Source organism: Methylobacterium sp. OAE515 (assembly GCF_041806315.1).
Lineage (GTDB): Bacteria > Pseudomonadota > Alphaproteobacteria > Rhizobiales > Beijerinckiaceae > Methylobacterium > Methylobacterium tardum.
On record NZ_JBGMUV010000001.1, the window covers coordinates 5,671,433 to 5,689,242 of the forward strand.

At 68.3% G+C, this 17,810-nt stretch carries 24 protein-coding genes and 1 tRNA gene; 7 read left to right on the plus strand and 18 right to left on the minus strand.

Annotated elements, in window-relative coordinates; all coding sequences use genetic code 11:
- Window positions 1-196: 196 nt before the first annotated feature.
- The 14 genes from ABIE45_RS27630 to ABIE45_RS27695 all read right to left on the minus strand — a co-directional run bounded on the left by ABIE45_RS27630 (window position 197) and on the right by ABIE45_RS27695 (window position 9,915).
- Window positions 197-709 carry a hypothetical protein gene (locus ABIE45_RS27630; protein WP_192707467.1) on the minus strand — a complete coding sequence of 171 codons (513 nt, stop codon included), beginning with the start codon at window positions 707-709 and terminating at the stop codon, window positions 197-199.
- Between the two features lie 3 nt (window positions 710-712).
- Window positions 713-1,192: a 3TM-type holin gene (locus ABIE45_RS27635; protein ID WP_192707466.1), complete on the minus strand. Its 480-nt coding sequence runs from the start codon at window positions 1,190-1,192 to the stop codon at window positions 713-715.
- A 4-nt stretch (window positions 1,193-1,196) separates the two neighbouring features.
- Window positions 1,197-2,030 carry a hypothetical protein gene (locus tag ABIE45_RS27640; RefSeq protein ID WP_192707465.1) on the minus strand — a complete coding sequence of 278 codons (834 nt, stop codon included), beginning with the start codon at window positions 2,028-2,030 and terminating at the stop codon, window positions 1,197-1,199.
- A 455-nt stretch (window positions 2,031-2,485) separates the two neighbouring features.
- Complete coding sequence (locus ABIE45_RS27645; RefSeq protein WP_192707464.1) at window positions 2,486-2,791, minus strand: hypothetical protein; 306 nt, start codon at window positions 2,789-2,791, stop codon at window positions 2,486-2,488.
- 8 nt (window positions 2,792-2,799) lie between these two features.
- Entirely contained in the window at window positions 2,800-2,952 is a 153-nt protein-coding gene (locus ABIE45_RS27650; protein ID WP_192707463.1) for a hypothetical protein, read from the minus strand.
- A 1-nt stretch (window position 2,953) separates the two neighbouring features.
- Window positions 2,954-3,334 (minus strand): hypothetical protein, encoded by a 381-nt coding sequence (locus ABIE45_RS27655; protein WP_192707462.1) that lies wholly within the window; start codon window positions 3,332-3,334, stop codon window positions 2,954-2,956.
- Window positions 3,331-3,900, minus strand: a complete 570-nt coding sequence (locus ABIE45_RS27660; protein WP_192707461.1) for a hypothetical protein — start codon at window positions 3,898-3,900, stop codon at window positions 3,331-3,333. The genes ABIE45_RS27655 and ABIE45_RS27660 overlap by 4 nt, the downstream gene beginning before the upstream one ends.
- Window positions 3,897-4,475, minus strand: a complete 579-nt coding sequence (locus ABIE45_RS27665; RefSeq protein WP_192707460.1) for a hypothetical protein — start codon at window positions 4,473-4,475, stop codon at window positions 3,897-3,899. The genes ABIE45_RS27660 and ABIE45_RS27665 overlap by 4 nt, the downstream gene beginning before the upstream one ends.
- A 38-nt stretch (window positions 4,476-4,513) precedes the next feature.
- Window positions 4,514-5,893, minus strand: coding sequence for a hypothetical protein (locus ABIE45_RS27670; protein WP_192707459.1), 1,380 nt, complete (start codon window positions 5,891-5,893; stop codon window positions 4,514-4,516).
- 44 nt (window positions 5,894-5,937) lie between these two features.
- A complete protein-coding gene (locus ABIE45_RS27675; protein ID WP_192707458.1) occupies window positions 5,938-6,369 on the minus strand; it encodes a hypothetical protein in 432 nt (143 codons plus the stop codon).
- Between the two features lie 36 nt (window positions 6,370-6,405).
- Window positions 6,406-7,452 (minus strand): hypothetical protein, encoded by a 1,047-nt coding sequence (locus tag ABIE45_RS27680; RefSeq protein WP_192707457.1) that lies wholly within the window; start codon window positions 7,450-7,452, stop codon window positions 6,406-6,408.
- A 30-nt stretch (window positions 7,453-7,482) separates the two neighbouring features.
- On the minus strand, window positions 7,483-8,340 hold the full coding sequence (locus tag ABIE45_RS27685) for a DUF2612 domain-containing protein (protein WP_192707456.1): 858 nt from the start codon (window positions 8,338-8,340) through the stop codon (window positions 7,483-7,485).
- A gap of 3 nt (window positions 8,341-8,343) precedes the next feature.
- Window positions 8,344-8,910, minus strand: coding sequence for a hypothetical protein (locus ABIE45_RS27690; protein ID WP_192707455.1), 567 nt, complete (start codon window positions 8,908-8,910; stop codon window positions 8,344-8,346).
- 549 nt (window positions 8,911-9,459) lie between these two features.
- The gene (locus ABIE45_RS27695; RefSeq protein ID WP_192707454.1) at window positions 9,460-9,915 is read right to left on the minus strand and encodes a hypothetical protein; all 456 of its coding nucleotides are present in this window, start codon (window positions 9,913-9,915) and stop codon (window positions 9,460-9,462) included.
- Between the two features lie 340 nt (window positions 9,916-10,255).
- Between ABIE45_RS27695 and ABIE45_RS27700 the strand changes: the two genes are divergently transcribed.
- Together ABIE45_RS27700 and ABIE45_RS27705 are read left to right on the plus strand one after the other, a co-directional pair.
- The gene (locus tag ABIE45_RS27700) at window positions 10,256-10,600 is read left to right on the plus strand and encodes a hypothetical protein (protein ID WP_192707452.1); all 345 of its coding nucleotides are present in this window, start codon (window positions 10,256-10,258) and stop codon (window positions 10,598-10,600) included.
- Window positions 10,601-10,602: 2 nt separating this feature from the next.
- A complete protein-coding gene (locus ABIE45_RS27705; protein WP_192707451.1) occupies window positions 10,603-10,890 on the plus strand; it encodes a hypothetical protein in 288 nt (95 codons plus the stop codon).
- 130 nt (window positions 10,891-11,020) lie between these two features.
- Here the strand turns inward: ABIE45_RS27705 and ABIE45_RS27710 are convergent, their stop codons facing one another.
- A complete protein-coding gene (locus ABIE45_RS27710) occupies window positions 11,021-11,269 on the minus strand; it encodes a PilZ domain-containing protein (RefSeq protein ID WP_192707450.1) in 249 nt (82 codons plus the stop codon).
- A 735-nt stretch (window positions 11,270-12,004) separates the two neighbouring features.
- Here ABIE45_RS27710 and ABIE45_RS27715 point away from each other — a divergent pair.
- Both ABIE45_RS27715 and ABIE45_RS27720 read left to right on the plus strand, forming a co-directional pair.
- Window positions 12,005-12,628, plus strand: coding sequence for a DUF1643 domain-containing protein (locus tag ABIE45_RS27715; RefSeq protein ID WP_192707449.1), 624 nt, complete (start codon window positions 12,005-12,007; stop codon window positions 12,626-12,628).
- Window positions 12,618-12,875 (plus strand): helix-turn-helix transcriptional regulator, encoded by a 258-nt coding sequence (locus tag ABIE45_RS27720; protein ID WP_373622732.1) that lies wholly within the window; start codon window positions 12,618-12,620, stop codon window positions 12,873-12,875. Before ABIE45_RS27715 ends, ABIE45_RS27720 begins: the two co-directional genes overlap by 11 nt.
- Window positions 12,876-13,141: 266 nt before the next feature.
- Here ABIE45_RS27720 and ABIE45_RS27725 read toward each other — a convergent pair whose 3' ends face one another.
- Window positions 13,142-13,525, minus strand: a complete 384-nt coding sequence (locus tag ABIE45_RS27725; RefSeq protein WP_373622733.1) for a hypothetical protein — start codon at window positions 13,523-13,525, stop codon at window positions 13,142-13,144.
- Here ABIE45_RS27725 and ABIE45_RS27730 point away from each other — a divergent pair.
- The gene (locus ABIE45_RS27730; protein ID WP_373622904.1) at window positions 13,412-14,038 is read left to right on the plus strand and encodes a tyrosine-type recombinase/integrase; all 627 of its coding nucleotides are present in this window, start codon (window positions 13,412-13,414) and stop codon (window positions 14,036-14,038) included. The genes ABIE45_RS27725 and ABIE45_RS27730 overlap by 114 nt on opposite strands.
- Here ABIE45_RS27730 and ABIE45_RS27735 read toward each other — a convergent pair.
- Window positions 13,998-14,073 (minus strand) — tRNA-Glu (locus ABIE45_RS27735). The genes ABIE45_RS27730 and ABIE45_RS27735 overlap by 41 nt on opposite strands.
- Before the next feature lie 134 nt (window positions 14,074-14,207).
- Between ABIE45_RS27735 and ABIE45_RS27740 the strand changes: the two genes are divergently transcribed.
- Window positions 14,208-15,179 (plus strand): RluA family pseudouridine synthase, encoded by a 972-nt coding sequence (locus ABIE45_RS27740; RefSeq protein WP_192707801.1) that lies wholly within the window; start codon window positions 14,208-14,210, stop codon window positions 15,177-15,179.
- A 236-nt stretch (window positions 15,180-15,415) separates the two neighbouring features.
- Window positions 15,416-16,309 carry an RNA polymerase sigma factor RpoH gene (rpoH, locus tag ABIE45_RS27745; RefSeq protein WP_192707448.1) on the plus strand — a complete coding sequence of 298 codons (894 nt, stop codon included), beginning with the start codon at window positions 15,416-15,418 and terminating at the stop codon, window positions 16,307-16,309.
- Window positions 16,310-16,359: 50 nt separating this feature from the next.
- On the opposite strand, the gene ABIE45_RS27750 is transcribed toward rpoH, so the two are convergent.
- On the minus strand, window positions 16,360-17,784 hold the full coding sequence (locus ABIE45_RS27750; protein ID WP_192707447.1) for a histidine kinase: 1,425 nt from the start codon (window positions 17,782-17,784) through the stop codon (window positions 16,360-16,362).
- Between the last annotated feature and the right edge of the window lie 26 nt (window positions 17,785-17,810).

Genomic DNA, 17,810 nt, shown 5'->3' on the forward strand with positions numbered 1-17,810 from the left:
ATCCGGGTCTCGGCCGACATTGCTTGGCCCGAGGTGAGCACGAGCCCCAGGGCGGCGCGGTCGTTGGCTAGACGTGCCTTGCTGACTGAGGCTGTTCCCGCCTCGACAGGCGCGACTGGCGGCGGACCGCCCCTGCGCGTCGGGCGGTCTGACTTCGGCGTGGTCAGCCACTGCTGGAGCATCTTGAGCGCCCCCATCACGGCGGCCCCGGAAGGCTTGGGGCCTTGCCGCTGAGGGACCAAGCGATGCGTTCGATCCCGCTCTTCTGTTCGCCGTTGAGGCGCTCCAGATTAGCGACGTGCTGGACGAGCTCGCCGAGCTTTGCGGCCAAGCGCTCCATCGAGGCCGTCCTGTCAGCCTGCGTTTGCGAGATGACGTTGAGCGCGCCCGTGTTGTTGTTGAGCGCCGTCATCACCTCGCGGATTTCGGCGATCCGCTGGTCCGAGATGGCGCGATGCCGCTCGTCCCACGCGTCGCGGTCCTCTTCGTGTTCCTGCTGCTGCTTTTCGAGGGCGGCCTTGTGCTGCTTCGGCTGCCACCAGACGACGATCCAGGCGAGGATCGCGATCGCCGCAAGGGCAAGAACCAGAAGGGCGCCGGTAACGCCGCCCTCGGCGACGATTTTGGAAGCCGCGTCGTTGACCGCGGGGGGGATGCCAGTCGGAATCCCGGTCGGGACATCGGCCGCGGCGAGGAGGATGTACTCCACGGCTCAGCGCTTCGGCGCGATCGCTGGCGCGGCGGTACCCTTCACCTTGTCGTAGGAACGCAGCCCCGCGATCCCGAGCATGCCGGTGAGCACGGTCATCAGCACCTCCGACGGCGGCACCGGCGGCATGGGGATGCCGATGGAGAGCGCGGCGTTCATGATGCCCGTCAGCCACGCGAGGAGCGGCTGCACAAGGGCCACGTAAAGCAGGCCGACGCCGCAGCCCCAGCCGACGAACGGGCGCCAGCCGCCCACGAACAGCGACGGATTCTGCGCCTCGGCCGTGTTGGTCTCGGCCTGAGCTTTGGCGATTTCGGCGGCGGACTGCGCCACCGCGGCCTCGCGATCAGCGACGAGCTTCTGCATCTCGATCGCGGCCTGCGCCTGCTGCCCTGGATCCGGGATAAAGCGGCCGATGATGTTGGTGATGCCCTCGATTACCGCGGGGGCAGCGGTGAGAGCTCCGATGATTCCGGCGGCCATAGCGTCAGTCCTTCTTCGCGGGCGGCATGTTGGTTCGGAGATTGGCGAGGAGTCGGCTGAACAGGCCGGGCTTCTTCGGGGCCGGCGCGGGAGCGGGCGCAGCTACCGGCGGAACGGCGGCACGGCATGGTGCAGGGGTGACGAGCGGAGGCACCGGAGCGACGGTGACCGGCACGACAGGCGCAGACGCAACGACACCGCCCGGGACGTGGCCCGCAGCTTTCAGCGCCTTCACGAACGCGTCGTAGTAGGCGGCGATCGTCGACGCCTTGTCGGTGCCGTTGATGATCCGGCGCGCGTTCACCGGATCGGGCAGCTTGCCGGGCCCGAAATAGTCTCCGAGCTTCTTGCCCGTAAACCAGCCCTCGGCCATGCCCAGGAACATGACCGGCGCCGCGACGTCCGGCGTCATCGCCATGTCGGGCGCGGCGGTCAGATCCAGGGTGTGATCCAGATAGCCGCGGTTCTGCAGTTCGCCCGTGGCCCGGCGGTAGTTCGCCCGGCCGGTGAGCTGCACGTAGCCGCGCCCGCAGAACTTGGCGCCGTCGCCCGGGACCGTGTTGCCCAGCGTCTTCGCCGTCGCGGGCCGGTCGCCCTGCGGATCGTACATCCGCCGGAAGTAGGCCTCTCCGCCCATCTCCTTGATTGGGAGCATGGTGCGGGCCGTCTCGTGGAAGGCGGTCGCGAGGCAGTAGGCCAGTTCCTGCGTCCCGAGATCCGGCGGGCAGGCGTCGAGGATCGCGGACATGCCCGAGACCTGCCCCTGCGTGAGGGCCATCGGGAACGGGTTCTTGCGCGCAGCCGCGAAGAACGCGCTGCGGTCGAGGCTCGCGGCCATGGTGGTCTCTCAGGCTGTGGGGAAGGAGTTCAGCGCCGAAGTGGCGGCCGAGTGCAGATCCAGACAGTCCCCGCGCCCTTGATGGACCCCGGGACGACGTGTGAGCAGCAGCGGGGCCGGACGCCGAGGACCGCGAGCGACAAGATCTCGTAGGCGAACGCCAGCGCCGCAAAAAACGAGCGGAACATCAGGACCTGATGCCCTGAAGGGATTGGCCTGACGGCAGAACGATGCTGCTATCTGGAGCGGGATGGCAGGAAGCCGAGAGATGAACCCTGGCGACATCGCCGATGCCGAAGGTCGGATCTGGCTTGCCGACATGGGCGGCAAAGCCGGGTCCGGGCAGATCATCGTCACGCCGGCCCAGGCGGAGAGGGCACGATTGTTTGGTTGGGTGCGCAGTTCGGCGGCCGAGGTCGACGGTCTGCTCGTGATCGAGCGGTCGGAGGGCTTAGCTACGGCCGAACGGCCAGCACCCGCGCCGCTATCGAGTAGGAGGCGTTGATGATCATGGCCGGTGCGTAGACCGGGACATCAAGGACGCCGGCACGCGCGGTTGGCAGACCGAGCAGATATCCTGCGGGCGGGGTCGTAGTCGGCTGTAGGATGACGTTCTCGCTGGCCAGCAGCCCCGCCACGTTGACGGAAATCGTGCGGATGCCGGCGGCGATGGCGAGGGTCGCGGTCTGCCCGATCGCAACCGTGCCGAGGACGACGAGTGACCCCGGCCCCTTGATGTTGCCGATCTTGGCCCAGGCCACCGCTCACCTCACGACAGAACGTAGATATCGCCGGTGGACAGGTCGAGGTAGAGGTCGCCCGCGATCGAGCCGGCGGTGTTGGCCGAGGTGGGCGCGCCGGTGCCGGTGAACCACGTGACGCCGCGCGGGCCCTTCAGGTTGCCTTGCTTGGTCCAGGCCATGTCAGGTCTCCTTGGTGAAGAGGTTGCCGGTCGCGGCGTCGAGGTAGAGATCGCCGGCCATGCCGAAGGCGGCATCTGGGTCGCCGGAGCCGGAGAAGATGCCGGGGCCGCGCGGTCCCGGGACGACGGCCGGTTCCCGGGAGAACTCGCCGTTGAGGTAGGCGACCACGGCCGGCCCATCGCCGATGGCGGTGCCGTCGCAGTCCACGAAGGTCGAGGCGTCCGCCATCGCCAGAAGGCCTCCACCGACGATCCGGCGCACCGAGATCATGCGGCCGGCCTCGATCGCGGCGACCAGGGTTGCCGGCGCATAGGGCTGTAGCTGGCCGCCGACGGTCATCCAGACCTGACCGCTGGCCGGATCGTAGAAGGCTTGGTTCACGGCGGGCTCGGGTAGATGCTCTCGGGCGCGACCCAGACGGTTTCGCTGAGCACCAGGATCGGAACGGTGGAGGTCAGGTAGAGGGCCGCGCCGTTCGCCAGCAGGCTGTCGAGCGTGCGAATCCGGAGCGGCAGCGTCACCCGCTCCTGATCGTTGGGCGCGTTGAACAGCACCTCGGACGTGGAGGCGATCGGCCCGAGTACCGAGCCGACATCGGCATCGAGCCGGACCTGGCCGCCCGCCTGCTGCGACGTGACGATGAGGTTCACCTGCACGGCCAGCCGATCGAACTTGGCACGACCGACGATCCTGTTCTCGACCCAGAATTCGTGGGCGTCGAAGGGCGGCGCGAGCTGCCGCTGCGTCAGCGCCGGGTCCGGGGTGAAGGTCAGGCGCTGCCGGACGTTGGCCGGGAAGGTGTCCTCCGGGCCGACTGAGCGCTCGGTGTACGTCACGTCGCCGTAGCCGAACGGGCCTGGAGCGCCGCGCGCGCCGGCCGGTCCAGGCGGACCCTGGAACGGCGCCAGCATCGCCGGCCCGAGACCAAGGCAATAGCGACAGGTCACGGCAGGGCCACCAGTACAAGCGCGCCGTTCACGACCCGCACGCCGTAGGTCTTGCCCGCGTCTGCCACCGGATCGTAGCCGACCGGAAGCGTGATGCCGGGGCCCTGCGGTCCGATCTGCAGCGCGGGCAGCAGCACGCCGCCCTCGGGCTGACGGTTGATCAAGATCGGTTGAGCGCCTCCGCCCGCGATTACGAGCTCGGAATCCGAGGCCGGCAGCACGAGCGCTGACGTCCGGCCCAGCCATTCATCGGCGGTCGAGCCGGTGACGGAGCGATGCACGTCGACGACGACCGTGACCGGCGCGGCCACGCCGCCCGGGCCGGCCGCTCTCCAGTCGCCGCGGGCCGCCTTCGGCACGATCACGATGAGCGCGGTGGTCAGCCCGTTCGCGTCCGCGATCCAAGAGATCGAGCCGTCGTCGCTATTGATCTCGGCCGCGGGCTCGCCGCCGAACGACGCCGTCATCTTCCCCCAGAGCCGCGACCCCGAGAGGTTGAGCGGGCACTTCATCGGGACGATCAGGCGCCAGTCGGCGGTGTCGATGACGGCGGTGCGGCCGAGGCAGGCGGACATGCGTCAGGCTCCCGGTGCCGGCGCAAGGAACAGGGGCATCACAGCTCGCTCGCCGCGCTGTAGGGGGCGACTACCGCCACCGAGCCCGCCGCCGTGGCGCCCGCGAAATAGCGGAACCCGTCGATCGTGACGTTGTCGATCGTCCCGCTGGCCGCGTTTGCCGAGATAGATGCGGTGCCGGACGTGACCGTTGCTCCCGTCGCGCGCTTCGGCACATGGAACACGATGTACTGACCCACCGGGCCACCGGCGCCGCTGGCGTAGCCGAGCGCGGCGAGGGTGCCGGTCTCATAGTAGCGCTGGGCGCGACGGATCTCGTCGTCGCGGCGCTCGAACGCCGTCGCCTGCGTGCCCGGCTCGAGTTGAACGCTGGTGAGGGTGCCGCCCTGGCACTCCAGCGTTCCGTTGGTCCCGGCCGTCCAGCCGGTGATCGCCAGCGGCGACGCCGCGTAGGGGCCGGTTGCGGTGCCCTGGTAGGCGCGGCAGGTCGCGGTTCCGGACCACGAGGCGACATAGGCGCCGCCCTCCGGCAGATAGAGCGCGCCCTCAACAATCTGGAGAAGCGAGCCCGCCGTGAGCGAGGCAGTCACGTCGCCGTTCGCGCTCGCGCTGAAGCTCGCCGTGACGCCGCTCGCACCGGCCTTCCAGCGATCCCACGTGTACACGCCGGCCCCGTAGGCCGTGGAGGCAGTCGCGGTCCCGCGCTGGTTGACCGTGAAGGCGCCGTTGATGATCCGGTTGCGGAAGGCGACCGCACCCGTCGCGTTCAGACCGAGGCTCGCGCGTGCCGCCGAGGCCGAGCCGCCTCCCGTACCGCCCTGCGTGACGCTGAGCGGGGTGGTCAGGCCCGACAGGCTCGTGATGTCGGAGTTCGCCCCCGACGCCGCGCTCGCGATGTTGCTGCGCGCCTGGGCCTGCTGGCCCGACGTGAGCCCCTGGGCGGCGTCGTAGCGGACCGACCCGGTGCCCGGCGAAGTCGCGGAGCACACCGTGTCCGTGCCGTTGAACTGGAACGTGCAGCCCGTCATCGATGGCGTGAGGCCGCCCCAGGTCGAGGCGCCGCGTACCGCGATGGTCGCGCGCGACGAGCCGAGGCCGGCATCAAGGATCCCGGACAGGTTCACGAGCGAGGTGACATCGGCGTTGGCGCCGGCAGCCGCTGCGCCGATGTTCTGGCGCCCCCGGAGTTGTTGGCCGGAAGCAAGGCCCTGGCTGATATCGAAGCGGACCGCCGCGCCGTTCAGCGTATTCAGCCGCTGATAAAGATCAGCGTCGTTATGATTGAGCTTTCCGAACGCGTTGGAAAGTGTATCGCCCTGGCCTGAATTAGGCGCGCCGATCGTAACCGGCTGCTGCTGTGCCGCCACGGGACATGTAAGCAGCAACAGCGCGGCGAGCTTGAGAAAGATCCGGTTCATACTGCGCCTCGATCCGAGATCAGTGCCGTTCGGGTTTCGTGGAATCAGGGCGCTAAGCCGACCTTCGCCGCGGCGGCTTCGGCCTGGGCGCGCAGAGCCTCGAAGGCCGCGTCGAGCTTCTCGGGCGTGTCCAGGCTGGTGGAGAGCAGCCCCTCGGCGGCGACCCGCAGGATCTGACCCGCCTCCACGATGGCCTCGAAGACCTGCGCCTTGGCCTGGACGACGAGGGCGAACGGCTCGATGTCCATGCCGCGCGCAGCCGCGAGTTTCGTTAGGATAGCGTCAGGCGGAAGCGTACCGCCGGCCAGCACCGCATCGGCCTGCGTGCGCTGAAGCGGCCACGTGCGAGCCTCGACATCCGAATAGGCCGCCAACACGGTTGCGGTAAGACCGTTGCCGTAGGCCATAGCCTTCGCGAAGGCTCTATCGCGCAGGAATGCCATGTCGATCAGCGGATCAGCAGTGCTGGCGGCCATGACAGCGTCCTCGACTTAGGAATGAAGCAGCGGCGATCAGATGTACTGGCCGCCGGAGGCTACAGAGCCCGCGGTGGTGCCAGGGAAAGCCGTGCTGAGGCCGCCCGTATCGATCACGCCGTTGGCGAGAACGAGATAACGCTGGCCGGTCGGAGAGCCGGTAAGACTGAATGCAGCGCCTTGCCCAAACCGGAACGCGCCCTGGCGACAGTAGGCGAAGGCCGTCGTGCTGTTCGGGCTGCCGAGCACCGACAAGGCGCCACTGAGGATCAGAGCGCCATAGTCGGCATACAGGACCGACCCGACAGTCACACACGAGACGCTGCACCCAGCCTGGATCGACGTGTTGCCGCCCGAGAACGAGAAGAACGGCGAGTACGTCGAGGTGACCGTCATCACCACAGCGACGTTCTGGGTGGTCATCGACCCACCCTGAACGGAGCCAACCGAATGGTTGAGTGCGCCAGTATTTTGAACCGTGACGTTGCTCAGAGTGATCTGGCTTCCGGGCCCGGCGAGCACGAGCGCCGAATTGCCTGAAGCTGGCCCAGCGCCACCGATAACGTAGTTATTGGCCGTAGCATCGCCGCCCATGATGGTGACGTTGCCAGCCCCGTTGATCTGCCCCGGCGGGGCATACGGGTTCGAGGCCGTGTTCGCGAGACCAAGCTTGATGATGAGCGAGAAGCCCGCGAAGACGTAGCGCGAGAGCCCGTACTTGATCGCGGCCGCAATCGTCTGAAAGGCCTTGCCCGCGGTGTTGGCTGACCCATCGTTGGCGTCGTTGCCATCGGTCCGAACCCACAACGTTACAGTCGCCTGTGCGATCGTGGGCGAATTGGCAGCGGCGATCTTCGCGATCGCGCTCACGAGTTGATTCACCGCCGTCTCGTCCGGGACGATGTTCGCGGTATCCAGCACCGTGTTCAGTTCGGAGAGCGTGCTCGACAGCGTGAAGAACAGCTCGTTGAGCAGCTTCTGATCAAAGGGGCCGCAGGGCAGCCCGTTGGCCAGAACAGAGGCGCTCGGGTCCGAACGCAAGGCGGCGTTCAGCGCGAACAGCGAGCCGAAATCATCTCTCATGGGTAGTCCTCGGAAGGCTGGACGAAGGGCCTAGGGGCAGGCCGCGAAGACCGCATCGTCGTCGCCGAGACCCGCGACTACTGGGTCGGTGTCCGACCCCTCGATGCCGTAGAAGAGCTTCGACGGTGGATCGCCGCACGAATACGGGTCCACGACCGTTGGGCAGAGGAGATCGCTGCCGCACGCACCGCCCCAGCCCGCGCCGATGCCGGCGATGGGGGCTGTGCCGTAGTGGACCGCGATTTCCATGGTCGGGGCGATGGGAAGCGCACGAAGCGTGATGCTGAAGCGCCGCTGCTCGGCATCGGTCAGGACACGGCCCGGGGCGATCACAACCTGTCCGCGCCGCGCGAGCGGCACCCACGCCGTCGCTCCCCAGACGGCCCTCAGCGACGCTCCCAGGCTCTCGATGTCGTAGAGGCCGAGCATCTGATAGCGGCGTGCGACGAGGTGGGCGCGGTAGGCCTCATCGTCGTACAGGCAGTAGGACGAAGAGCCGCCGCATCCACGGAAGACCGCCTCGTCGCACAGACCGGCGATCGGTGGCCCTGGCACTGGATCGTCGCAGGCGATGCCGTAGACCGGGGTCGCATCGCAGACGCAGTGACAGCGCGGGAACCCGAGGCGCTTGCCGATAAACGTGAGCTGCTCGCCCTGCGCCGTGTCGATGTCGAAGAAGTCCGGGATCCGCTCGATCGCCTTCGCCGCGGCGTCCACCTGGGACAATACGGCGGTGAGGTAGGCCAGGAACCGCTCGGCCTCGCGGTAGGGCGTCGTGACCTTGCCCAGCAGGTCCAGCACGCGCGAGCCGCCCGCCGCATCGGCCAGACCGGAATCGACCGTGAGGCTGCTGTCGGCTGTGAGCGTCGCGTCGAAGTCGATGGCCACGGGTCAGACCACCGCCACGGTCACGTCGCCGGGATCGACTGCCGCCATCTCAAGGAACAGGATGTTGTAGGGCAACGGCACCGGCAGCCCGTTCGATGTCAGCGATGCCGTGCCCGACACGATCTCGACGTTCGGATAGGTCGAGGCGACGATGGTCCGCAGGAGGTGCAGCGACACGTCCTGACCGTTCACCGGCCTGTTCGGGCCCGAGAACCCGGCGGCCACGGTCTCGGCGATCGCCACGGTCGACGGCGGCGGGCAGCCCTGCCGGTCGGGAAGCAGCCGCACGTTCAGCGCGAGGGCCAGCTGCTGCATCTCCGGGCGGACGATCTGGTAATTCCGGCAGTAGCCGTCGACGACGAGGTCGACCGAGGTGTTCCCGTAGAGATCGATTCCCGGAACCACGTAGGGCCGGACCGCAGCCGCGATATCGGCATCAGCACCACCAATCGCGGCGATCGCGACGGACCGCGAGGGCAGACCCTGCACGGTCGAGCAGCGGCCCGCCACGTAGGCCTTGCACCACGACACGTCCGGCACGCCGGCGGCGGCCCGCTCGATGTCGGCCATGTCGAGGCGGGCGCGGTCGACGTTCGTGATGGCCGCGCGGAACTGCGGATCCTGCTCCCCGGCGAGCCTTCAACGCCTCGCCGGTCTTGGCCCGGGCCAGTTCCCGGATATCACCGTGCTCGCGGCGCCGACCCGCTGGGTTGCCGCTCTGGCCTTTCACGAAGGGCATTGCATCTCGCTTGCTGGCAGGACGCCTCAGCGCCGCAGCAGACCCCGCACCCGCAGCGCCTCGGCTGCCTTGTCGCCGACAGCCTGGGCCGCGATTCCAGCTTGCGTTACTGCCTCCGAGACCCGGCCCCGCGCAGCCGCCTTGATCGTGTGCACGACAGCCTGCCGTGCCTGCTGACAGGAGGCACAGGCCATGTTCGCGTCCATTCTGAGGGCGGGCAGATTCGTAGCAAAGAGGGGGTCCAAAACCTCCCTCCGGGCCGCCTGCTCATCCTTCAACCCGAAATCGGGGAGTACAAGGGGCGGTCGTCCGGCACCGCGTGGTGCGGGGCCATAGATTCAGACCCGATTCCCGGAGTCAAACCGGGTCTGTGGAAAACGTCATTGCCGCTCGATCTGCCGCAGGTCGAGCTCAACCGGCGTCGGTCGGCCGAAGATTGAGACCGAGACCTGCACCTTGCCCGTGCTGGCGTCGAACGCGTCGACAACGCCTGGGAACGAAGCGAATGGGCCGTCGGCCACCCGGATCTGCTCGCCGATCTTGACGGGCTCGTCGACCTCGAACATGGGACGCGAGCCGATCAACACCTCGGCGAACTCTCGCATCTCGGCGTCGGGAATGGTGCGGGCCAGGATCACCGGATTACCGTAATCGTCTTGTCCCACCTCGCGGCGCTCGACCCGCTCGACGTCCCAGGTCCACTCTCGGTCCTGGCGCATGCCCGGGATCGGCCCGTAGACCCGCCGCTCCATCAGCCAGGGATACGCGGCCGCAAGCTCCTCGAGCTGCTCCCGATCTTTCAGCCCGACGAACACGGTCCGGTCGAACAGCGCCACCTGGACTCGGCGGACACGCCCTGAGTGCAGGACCTGCTCGATCTCGTCCCGGGGCCGGAAGAACGGGATCTCGGCCTTGCGCAGCTTCTCGCACATGCGGCCCGGCAAGGAGCGCCGTGAGCCGTGGATTCGCAGGAAGCAGGAGGCGTCCCATGGCTAAGGAGCCCGCCTACCCCACCGCGCGCTGGTTCCGCGGCCTGGGCCCGTGCGCCTCATGCCGGAAAGCCCGCGACCGGCGACCTGATGAGCTTCCGCAACGACCGGATCGGCTCGTTCTGCCAGCCGTGCGCGAACCGCGCGCTGAAGGCTGTCGACGACGCTGCGAAGAAGGAGGCGTCCCATGGGTGAGCAGAAGCGCCGCGCCGAGCGGATGACGCCTCACGATCAGGCCGTGCAGGAGGTGACGCGCAAGCTCACCGACGAGGGCAAGCTGATCGAGGCGGGCTGGGCGGGGTTGGCCGCGATGTGGCTGCCGGCCGACGCGCCGCCGCAGCAGGTCGCTGACCTGCGCAAGGCTTTCATGGCGGGCGCCCAGCACACCTGGGGCAGCCTCATGACGATGCTGGAGCCCGGGGCGGATCCGACAACCGCCGACATGTCCCGCATGGACAAGATCCAGTCCGAGCTCGACGCGTTCGGCGCCGAACTCGCGCGCGACCACTACCCGACGAAGGGGAGCGCCTGACCATGCACATCGGACGTGTGGCGGGCGCGACCCGCAACCTCGGAGCGCCGGCCGACTGGGACCCGGCGAAGGACGGCATCTGCGGCGGCCTGCCGATCCGCGACGAGCCGCACAGCCCGGGCGTGAATCGCATGGTCTCGGCCTGGCTGCCGACGCCGGAGGAGATCGCGCTCATCGCGGCCGGCGCGCCGATCTACCTCGGCGTGCTCGGCGTCGCGCACCCGCCCGTGTCGATGTTCGTCGGCAACCCGTCGGCCGAGGACACCGCTCAGCCGGAGCCCCGCCCATGACCCGCGTCAACCAGAACACCGCGGCAACCGACGGAAGGTCGCTTCCGAAGACGGGCAAGAAGTTGCCCGATGCGCCGAACGGAGGCGGAACGGCCGGGCGGGACAGGTCGCTCCGGACCTCCGACCAGTCTCAGTCGTCGATGAGCGCGACGCCGAGCTCGGTCTCCTTGCGCCACGCAACGCGTGCCGGCCGCCGCTCCGTTTCAGCTCCGTATGAGAGCACGAACTCGTCAGGTATGCCGATCACGCTGACGACGCGCAGGCATGCGCCCCCGCTGGAGAGATTGCGGATCGTACAGTCGATCGCGCCACCGCCGGAAAGCTCGATGTGGCCCTCAAGCAGCGTTCGTCTGCGAGGTGCTGTGCGTCTGTCATGCATCCTTATGCCCTCCGAGAGGGGGGCTGGATCGTGCACCAAGTTCGTAAAGGCTTGGTTGGTCCGAAGCCTGAACGCTTGGCTCTCGGACAACGCCTTCGCCCGATGGCAGCCGCCCGCCCCGGCCGACGCGCTAGACATCGCGGGGGCGGAGGTCTGAGCCATGGGCGAGCGCAACGTTCAGGTGCTAAATCGCAGCCGGATTTGCCTGCCCTCGCGTGAGATCACCTCGCATCGCTTGTTCAGCGCCATGGCTGCCGACATCAGCCGCAGCCTTTCGGGAATTGGCGCATCCGAAGTGACTTCGATGAGTGCCTCGCTCGGACTGCGGCACCAAATGAGACACGCGCGGCGCTCTTCGGGGTCGCCGAAGTACACTTGTCCAGTTTTAAGGCGCGACCTGAAAAGGTCAAAGCTCTCGATTTTTGCCAAGAAAACCTCCACAAAGTTTGAGAGGTATCCACGCAACACTAAAGAGATCTTATCTTATGATGACAGATCATCTCATGTGATCAGCATCGGGCGCGGCATTCGCACGACCGCCCTATACCCTCCGCCACCTGTCTGGATCGTCGTATCCGACCAGTCGTGGCACCCAACCGACCTCTTGGCCGTCGTTGGGGGGCATCCTCCGCTAGTCCGGGGGGCATGCACCGCGTGTGCCACGCGAGCATTGCGGACAACTACTGAGCCGATCTGTACGGCATCAGACGGTGAGGCGTTTGGCGGAGGAGCGCCATGAGCGCGATCGCCCTCGCCACCCTCGACCTGTTCGGCGTGCCGTTCGCCGACACGATCGCCCGCTCGGCCAACCTGTCACGCTGCGGCGCCTACCGCTTCACGCTCACCCGCACCTGGTCGAGCGAGGGCGGTCACGTCTGCTTCATCGGGCTCAACCCGAGCACGGCCGACCACCGGCAGGACGACCCGATGGTGCGCCGCTGGATCCACTTCGCCCGGTCCTGGGGCTACGGCGGGTTCACCGCGGTCAACCTATACCCGCTGCGCACCTCGTCGCCGGCCGAGTGCCGCGCCTGGGCGCAGTACATGCTCAACGGCCCGGACTGGTACGCGCGGGACCGCATCCACTTCGACAACCTGCCGGTGCTGGTGCGCGAGGCGAAGGCTGCCGGGCTAGTGGTGGCTTGCTGGGGCGCCGGAGTGTGTGACCCCGAGTTCGTCGACCAGGTGCTCGAGGAGATCACCACCGGCGAGGAGCCTTGGCCCGACGTGCACTGCTTCGGGCTGACGGCGGACGGCTCGCCGATGCACCCGATGGCGCGAGGCCGCTCGCGCATCCCTGATCACACTCAGCCGGTGCTGTGGAAGGCCGGAACGCCAGGAGGGAGCAGTGCCGCGTAGCCATCAGGAAGCGACCGCCGTGCTGCCGGCCTCGCGGATTGAGGTGAGCCCGCGCCGCGGCCTACGTCGCGAGGAATCGGCCCGCTACGTCGGCGTCAGCCCGTCGAAATTCGACGAGATGGTCCGCGACGGCCGCATGCCGAAGCCGAAGCGGATCGACGGGTGCGTGGTCTGGGATCTGCGCCGCCTCGACTTGGCGTGGGATGCGCTGGGCGGCGATGATGCGGCGTCGAATCCCTGGGACTGAGCACCGTGGTTCTCATCGATCTGCCGTTCGTCATCGCCGACAAGGATCGGCACGGCAACGTCCGCTACTATTTCCGGCGGCGCCCGGAGAAGAAGGTGCGCCTCCAGGGCAAGCCCGGCTCGGCTGAGTTTCAGAAGGCCTACGAGGCAGCTCGCGACCGCTCCCCGACTTCTCTGCCCGCCAAAGGCGCGCGCCCGGCCGCAGGCTCGTTCATCGACGTATCTCAGCGCTACATCGCGAGCACGCCGTTCAAGAAGCTCGATGTCTCAACGCAGGGCTGGCAAAAGCGCGCGCTGAACGAGATCGCTACGAGCGACAAGGGCGCGGCGCCGCTCGCCATGATGCAGCCGCGTCACGTGCGGCGCCTGCGAGATGAGAAGGCCGACACGCCGGCCGCCGCCAACACGATGCTCAAGGCGCTCCGGGCCATGTTCCAGTGGGCCATGGAGGAGGACATCGTCGATGCGGATCCGACGCGCGACGTGAAGCGCGCTCAGTACGTCACCAAGGGTCACCACACCTGGACATTGGACGAGGTGGACCAATTCGAGCGCCAGCACCCGATTGGCTCGAAGCCGCGCCTCGCCTTCGCCATCCTGCTCTACACGGCCTGCCGTCGCGAGGACGCGACGCGCCTCGGCCCCCAGCACATCCGCGACGGTCGCCTACGCTACGTCCAAGCCAAGAACGAACACCGGAAGCCGATCTCGGTCGATGTGCCGGTGTTCCCGGATCTCGCCGAAGCGATCGCCGCCCTGCCCTCCTCACACCTGACCTTCCTCGTCACGGAATACGGCAAGCCGTTTTCGACGGCGGGCTTCGGCAATCGCTTCCGGGAGTGGTGTGACCAAGCTGGGCTACCGCATTGCTCAGCCCACGGTCTGCGCAAGGCGACCGCCGCGCGCCTCGCCGAACGCGGCTGCACGCCGCACGAAATTATGGCCGTGACGGGCCATCAGACGCTGGAGGAGGTCGAAAGGTATACCCGGGAAGCGCAGCGTGCGGGGCTCGCCGACAGCGCCTGGGAACGCTTCGCCGCGGGGCGGCGTGGTCCCACCTCGGAGGCGGGTTCGGGTCCCACTTCCGCTAAGGGGCTGCCAAAGCTCAAGAAAAATGCGCCGGTGGCGCTCCCAAGGGGAATCGAACCCCTGTTTTCGCCGTGAGAGGGCGACGTCCTAGACCGCTAGACGATGGGAGCTTTCCGGCGGCGCGGGGGTGCTATAGCCACGACCCGCCGAGGGAGCAAGAGCCTTCCTCAGGAAATCCGCGTCGGCGGATCGAATCGGGTGCGGACGGATCGTGGTGGACAACGTCGTTGAAGAACGGGTCGGCATGGTTGCGGAGGGCGGTGTACGGCTCGACCGGGCGTTGGTAGCCCTGTTCCCGGACTTGTCGCGGGCCCGGTTGCAGGACCTCATCCGGGAGGGTCAGGTGCGCCGGGATGGCACCCCGGTGCGCGATCCCGCCGCGAAGGTCGGTGCCGGCGCGCAGCTCGCGCTGACGGTGCCGCAGCCCAAGGCCGCCGAGCCGGTGGCGGAGGCCGTCGACCTGCCGATCGTGTACGAGGACGACGACCTGATCGTGATCGACAAGCCGGCCGGGCTCGTCGTTCATCCGGCGCCCGGTCACGAGAGCGGGACACTGGTCAACGCCCTGATCGCCCATTGCGGCGCGAGCCTCTCGGGGATCGGCGGCGTGCGCCGGCCCGGCATCGTCCATCGGCTCGACAAGGATACGAGCGGCCTGATCGTGGTCGCGAAGAACGATGCCGCCCATCAGGGGCTGACCAGCCAATTTGCCGACCATGGCCGGACCGGCCCCCTGGAACGGGCCTACGCGGCCGTGGTCTGGGGGCTGCCGCAACCGCGCACCGGCACCATCCGGGCGAGTCTGGCGCGCTCCCGCTACCATCGCGAGAAGATCGCGGTCGTCTCCGATGAGGCCGGCCGCCACGCGGTGACGCATTACGCGGTGGCCGAAGCCTACGCGGAGGCCGCCCTGGTCCGCTGCCAGCTCGAGACCGGGCGGACGCATCAGATCCGCGTGCACCTCGCACATCGCGGCCACCCGCTCCTCGGGGACGGTGTCTACGGCGGCGCCTTCCGCACGAAGGCCGCGCGTCTTTTGCCGGACGCGCGCGACGCCCTTACGGCCCTGGGTCGGCAGGCACTTCACGCGGAGTTGCTCGGATTCAGCCATCCGCGCACGGGTCAGACCCTCCGTTTCGAGAGCCGGCTGCCGCCGGATCTCACCGCGCTCGTGACGGCGCTGCGGGCGGAAGCCGAGGGTCCTGCGTGCTTGTAACCGGGGCCGGGCAACGTGCGAAAGGTCACCCCGTACCGCGTCACTTCGTGACATGGTACGACCCATTCGGCCGATGGCGCGTTGATGACGACGTGAGTGTCTTCAACCGCGACCGGCTCCCCGGCAGCCCGTATGAGATGGGTGGCCGGCAGGGTCGGCTCAAGAGCGGCCCGAGTAGACGGCACTGTTGCCCGTCGCGTCCGCCCTTAAGGGGGACATAGGTTCAGGAGAATGCCATGGCCGGTACGCTACCCGTGCTCGCCAACGAAGGTGGCCTGTCGCGCTACCTCGATGAGATCCGCAAGTTCCCGATGCTGGAGCCGACGGAGGAGTTCACGCTGGCCAAGAGCTGGCGCGATGCCGGCGACCGTGAAGCTGCTCACAGGCTCGTGACCTCGCATCTGCGTCTCGTCGCGAAGATCGCCATGGGCTATCGCGGCTATGGGCTGCCGATCGGCGAGGTGGTCTCCGAGGGGAATGTCGGTCTCATGCAGGCCGTCAAGCGGTTCGACCCCGACAAGGGCTTCCGGCTGGCCACCTACGCCATGTGGTGGATCAAGGCGGCGATCCAGGAATACATCCTTCGGTCCTGGTCGCTCGTGAAGATGGGCACCACGGCGAACCAGAAGAAGCTGTTCTTCAACCTGCGCAAGGCGAAGGGCAAGATCTCGGCGCTGGACGAGGGCGACCTCAAGCCCGACCAGGTGAAGCAGATCGCCACCCGCCTCGGCGTTCCCGAGCAGGACGTGATCGACATGAACCGGCGCCTGTCCGGTGACACGTCGCTCAACGCACCCCTGCGCGAGGAGGGCGAGGGCGAGTGGCAGGACTGGCTCGTCGACAACGCGCCCAGCCAGGAGACCGTCCTGGCCCGCGAGCAGGAGGGGCAAAACCGCCTCTCGGCTCTGCGCGATGCGCTCAGCGTCCTCAACCCGCGCGAGCGCCGCATCTTCGAGGCCCGGCGGCTCGCCGAGGACCCGATCACCCTGGAGGATCTTTCGGGCGAGTTCGGCGTGTCGCGCGAGCGGGTTCGTCAGATCGAGGTGCGCGCCTTCGAGAAGGTTCAGGAAGCGGTCAAGCGCAACATCGCCAGCCGCGAATCGCCCCGGGCCGGCATCGAGGCGCACTGACCGATCGGCCCGGCGCGCGGCTGCGCGCGCCGGCATCTGCTACCAGTGATTCACTGCCAGGACTCGAAGGCGCTCTGCATCACCTGCGCGCCGGCCGATCCCTTCTCGAACGTCAGGACCGCGCGCTTGCCGGAAGTGTAGCGCAGAGCCAAATCGAACCAGTTGCGGTGAAGCAGCAGATCGGTGTTGCGCTCGATGTCGTTCGGCAGCGACGACAGGCCGATCAGGAACAGGTTGTCACGGACACGCACCGGCAGACCCGAGACCGGCGATCCGCGGGCATTCTGCTCGTCCTTGGCCTGCAGGAGGCCGACATCCTGTACGGTGCGGGCCGGCCCGTTCCCGGACTGGCTGAAGGACAAGCTGACCGTGTGCGAGGCCGGCAAGGTCGTGTCGAGATTGCGCTGGATCGTCATCACCAAGGTCAGCCCCGCATCGGGGATCGTGACCGTGGCCACGACCGCATTCTGAAGCGGCTGCCCCTGCTCACCGTTGACCGTGTCGAGCCGCCACGTCACCCGGCCGGGTGTAGATGTCGGCTGCGCGTTCTCGGCTCCGGACGCTTCCTCGATCAGCTCGGCCCGCTGCGCCACCGCGACGGTCGCCTCGGTCGGAGCCGTGGCCGGGCGCGGCGCCGCGCCGCCCTCCGGGCGGGCAGCGATCTTCGGCGCTGGCGCCGCGTCGCCGCCGACACGATCGCCGAACTTGGTCTCGCCCTCGGGCTGCTGCGTATCCGCCGTCTCGGCGCCGTTCGGCCGGAGTGTCTGCGGACGGTCGCGCAGGAGGAACGCCGCCACGGCGATGAGCCCGATCACCACCGCCAGCACGGAGCCGACGAAGACGTTGCGCAGCACCCGGGAACGACCGGCGCGCGGCGGTACCACCTCGATACGCGGCCGCTGACGCCCGCTTCCGCCATCGCCAGCGGTGGACAGGTCGGGTTCCTCCGCGCCCGTCGGGATCGCTGAAGCCGGCGGCTCCGGCGGCTCCGGCGTCTCGGGCGCGGCGGGTTGGACGGAGCCGGGGCGTGGCGGCGCGATCGGGATCGGAGCTTCGCGGGGCTGCTCGGGCTCCGTCTTGGGCTCAGGGGCGAGAACCGGCGCCGCGAAGGCGACCGGCGCGGCCGGCGGCAGAACGGGCTCCGGCGGCGTGATCGCCGGTGGCGGCGACGGCTCCGGGATGTCGGGCTTCCGGTCAGCCGGCTCCGCGATGGCCGGCTGAGCCTGTCCCGATACCTGCGCGGCGTCATTGGCCGGAGCGGGCAGACCACCGTGGTCGATCTCGAGCCGCTCGATCGCGGCATCGAGGGCCCGGCGCTCGAGGTCGATGTCGCTCTCGGACAGGGGCGGATCGAGCGAGCGGAGCTGACTGATCAGGGCGTTGCGCGCGCGGTCGTAGACCGCCTTACGCAAGGCGGGTGTTCGATCCGGCAGCGCGTCGAGGGCGCGCGCCAGAAGCGGATAGTAATCGGCCATGGTGCCCTGGTCCGCCCCCTTCGGCC

Coding starts and splice junctions, on each gene's coding strand:
- ABIE45_RS27710 (WP_192707450.1), bottom strand. CDS start 11,269: ATGCATGACAGACGCACAGCACCTCGCAGACGAACGCTGCTTGAGGGC.
- ABIE45_RS27650 (WP_192707463.1), bottom strand. CDS start 2,952: ATGGCCTGGACCAAGCAAGGCAACCTGAAGGGCCCGCGCGGCGTCACG.
- ABIE45_RS27700 (WP_192707452.1), top strand. CDS start 10,256: ATGGGTGAGCAGAAGCGCCGCGCCGAGCGGATGACGCCTCACGATCAG.
- rpoH (WP_192707448.1), top strand. CDS start 15,416: ATGGCCGGTACGCTACCCGTGCTCGCCAACGAAGGTGGCCTGTCGCGC.
- ABIE45_RS27640 (WP_192707465.1), bottom strand. CDS start 2,030: ATGGCCGCGAGCCTCGACCGCAGCGCGTTCTTCGCGGCTGCGCGCAAG.
- ABIE45_RS27690 (WP_192707455.1), bottom strand. CDS start 8,910: ATGGCCGACATCGAGCGGGCCGCCGCCGGCGTGCCGGACGTGTCGTGG.
- ABIE45_RS27680 (WP_192707457.1), bottom strand. CDS start 7,452: ATGAGAGATGATTTCGGCTCGCTGTTCGCGCTGAACGCCGCCTTGCGT.
- ABIE45_RS27750 (WP_192707447.1), bottom strand. CDS start 17,784: ATGGCCGATTACTATCCGCTTCTGGCGCGCGCCCTCGACGCGCTGCCG.
- ABIE45_RS27670 (WP_192707459.1), bottom strand. CDS start 5,893: ATGAACCGGATCTTTCTCAAGCTCGCCGCGCTGTTGCTGCTTACATGT.
- ABIE45_RS27740 (WP_192707801.1), top strand. CDS start 14,208: ATGGTTGCGGAGGGCGGTGTACGGCTCGACCGGGCGTTGGTAGCCCTG.
- ABIE45_RS27715 (WP_192707449.1), top strand. CDS start 12,005: ATGAGCGCGATCGCCCTCGCCACCCTCGACCTGTTCGGCGTGCCGTTC.
- ABIE45_RS27665 (WP_192707460.1), bottom strand. CDS start 4,475: ATGTCCGCCTGCCTCGGCCGCACCGCCGTCATCGACACCGCCGACTGG.
- ABIE45_RS27705 (WP_192707451.1), top strand. CDS start 10,603: ATGCACATCGGACGTGTGGCGGGCGCGACCCGCAACCTCGGAGCGCCG.
- ABIE45_RS27635 (WP_192707466.1), bottom strand. CDS start 1,192: ATGGCCGCCGGAATCATCGGAGCTCTCACCGCTGCCCCCGCGGTAATC.
- ABIE45_RS27675 (WP_192707458.1), bottom strand. CDS start 6,369: ATGGCCGCCAGCACTGCTGATCCGCTGATCGACATGGCATTCCTGCGC.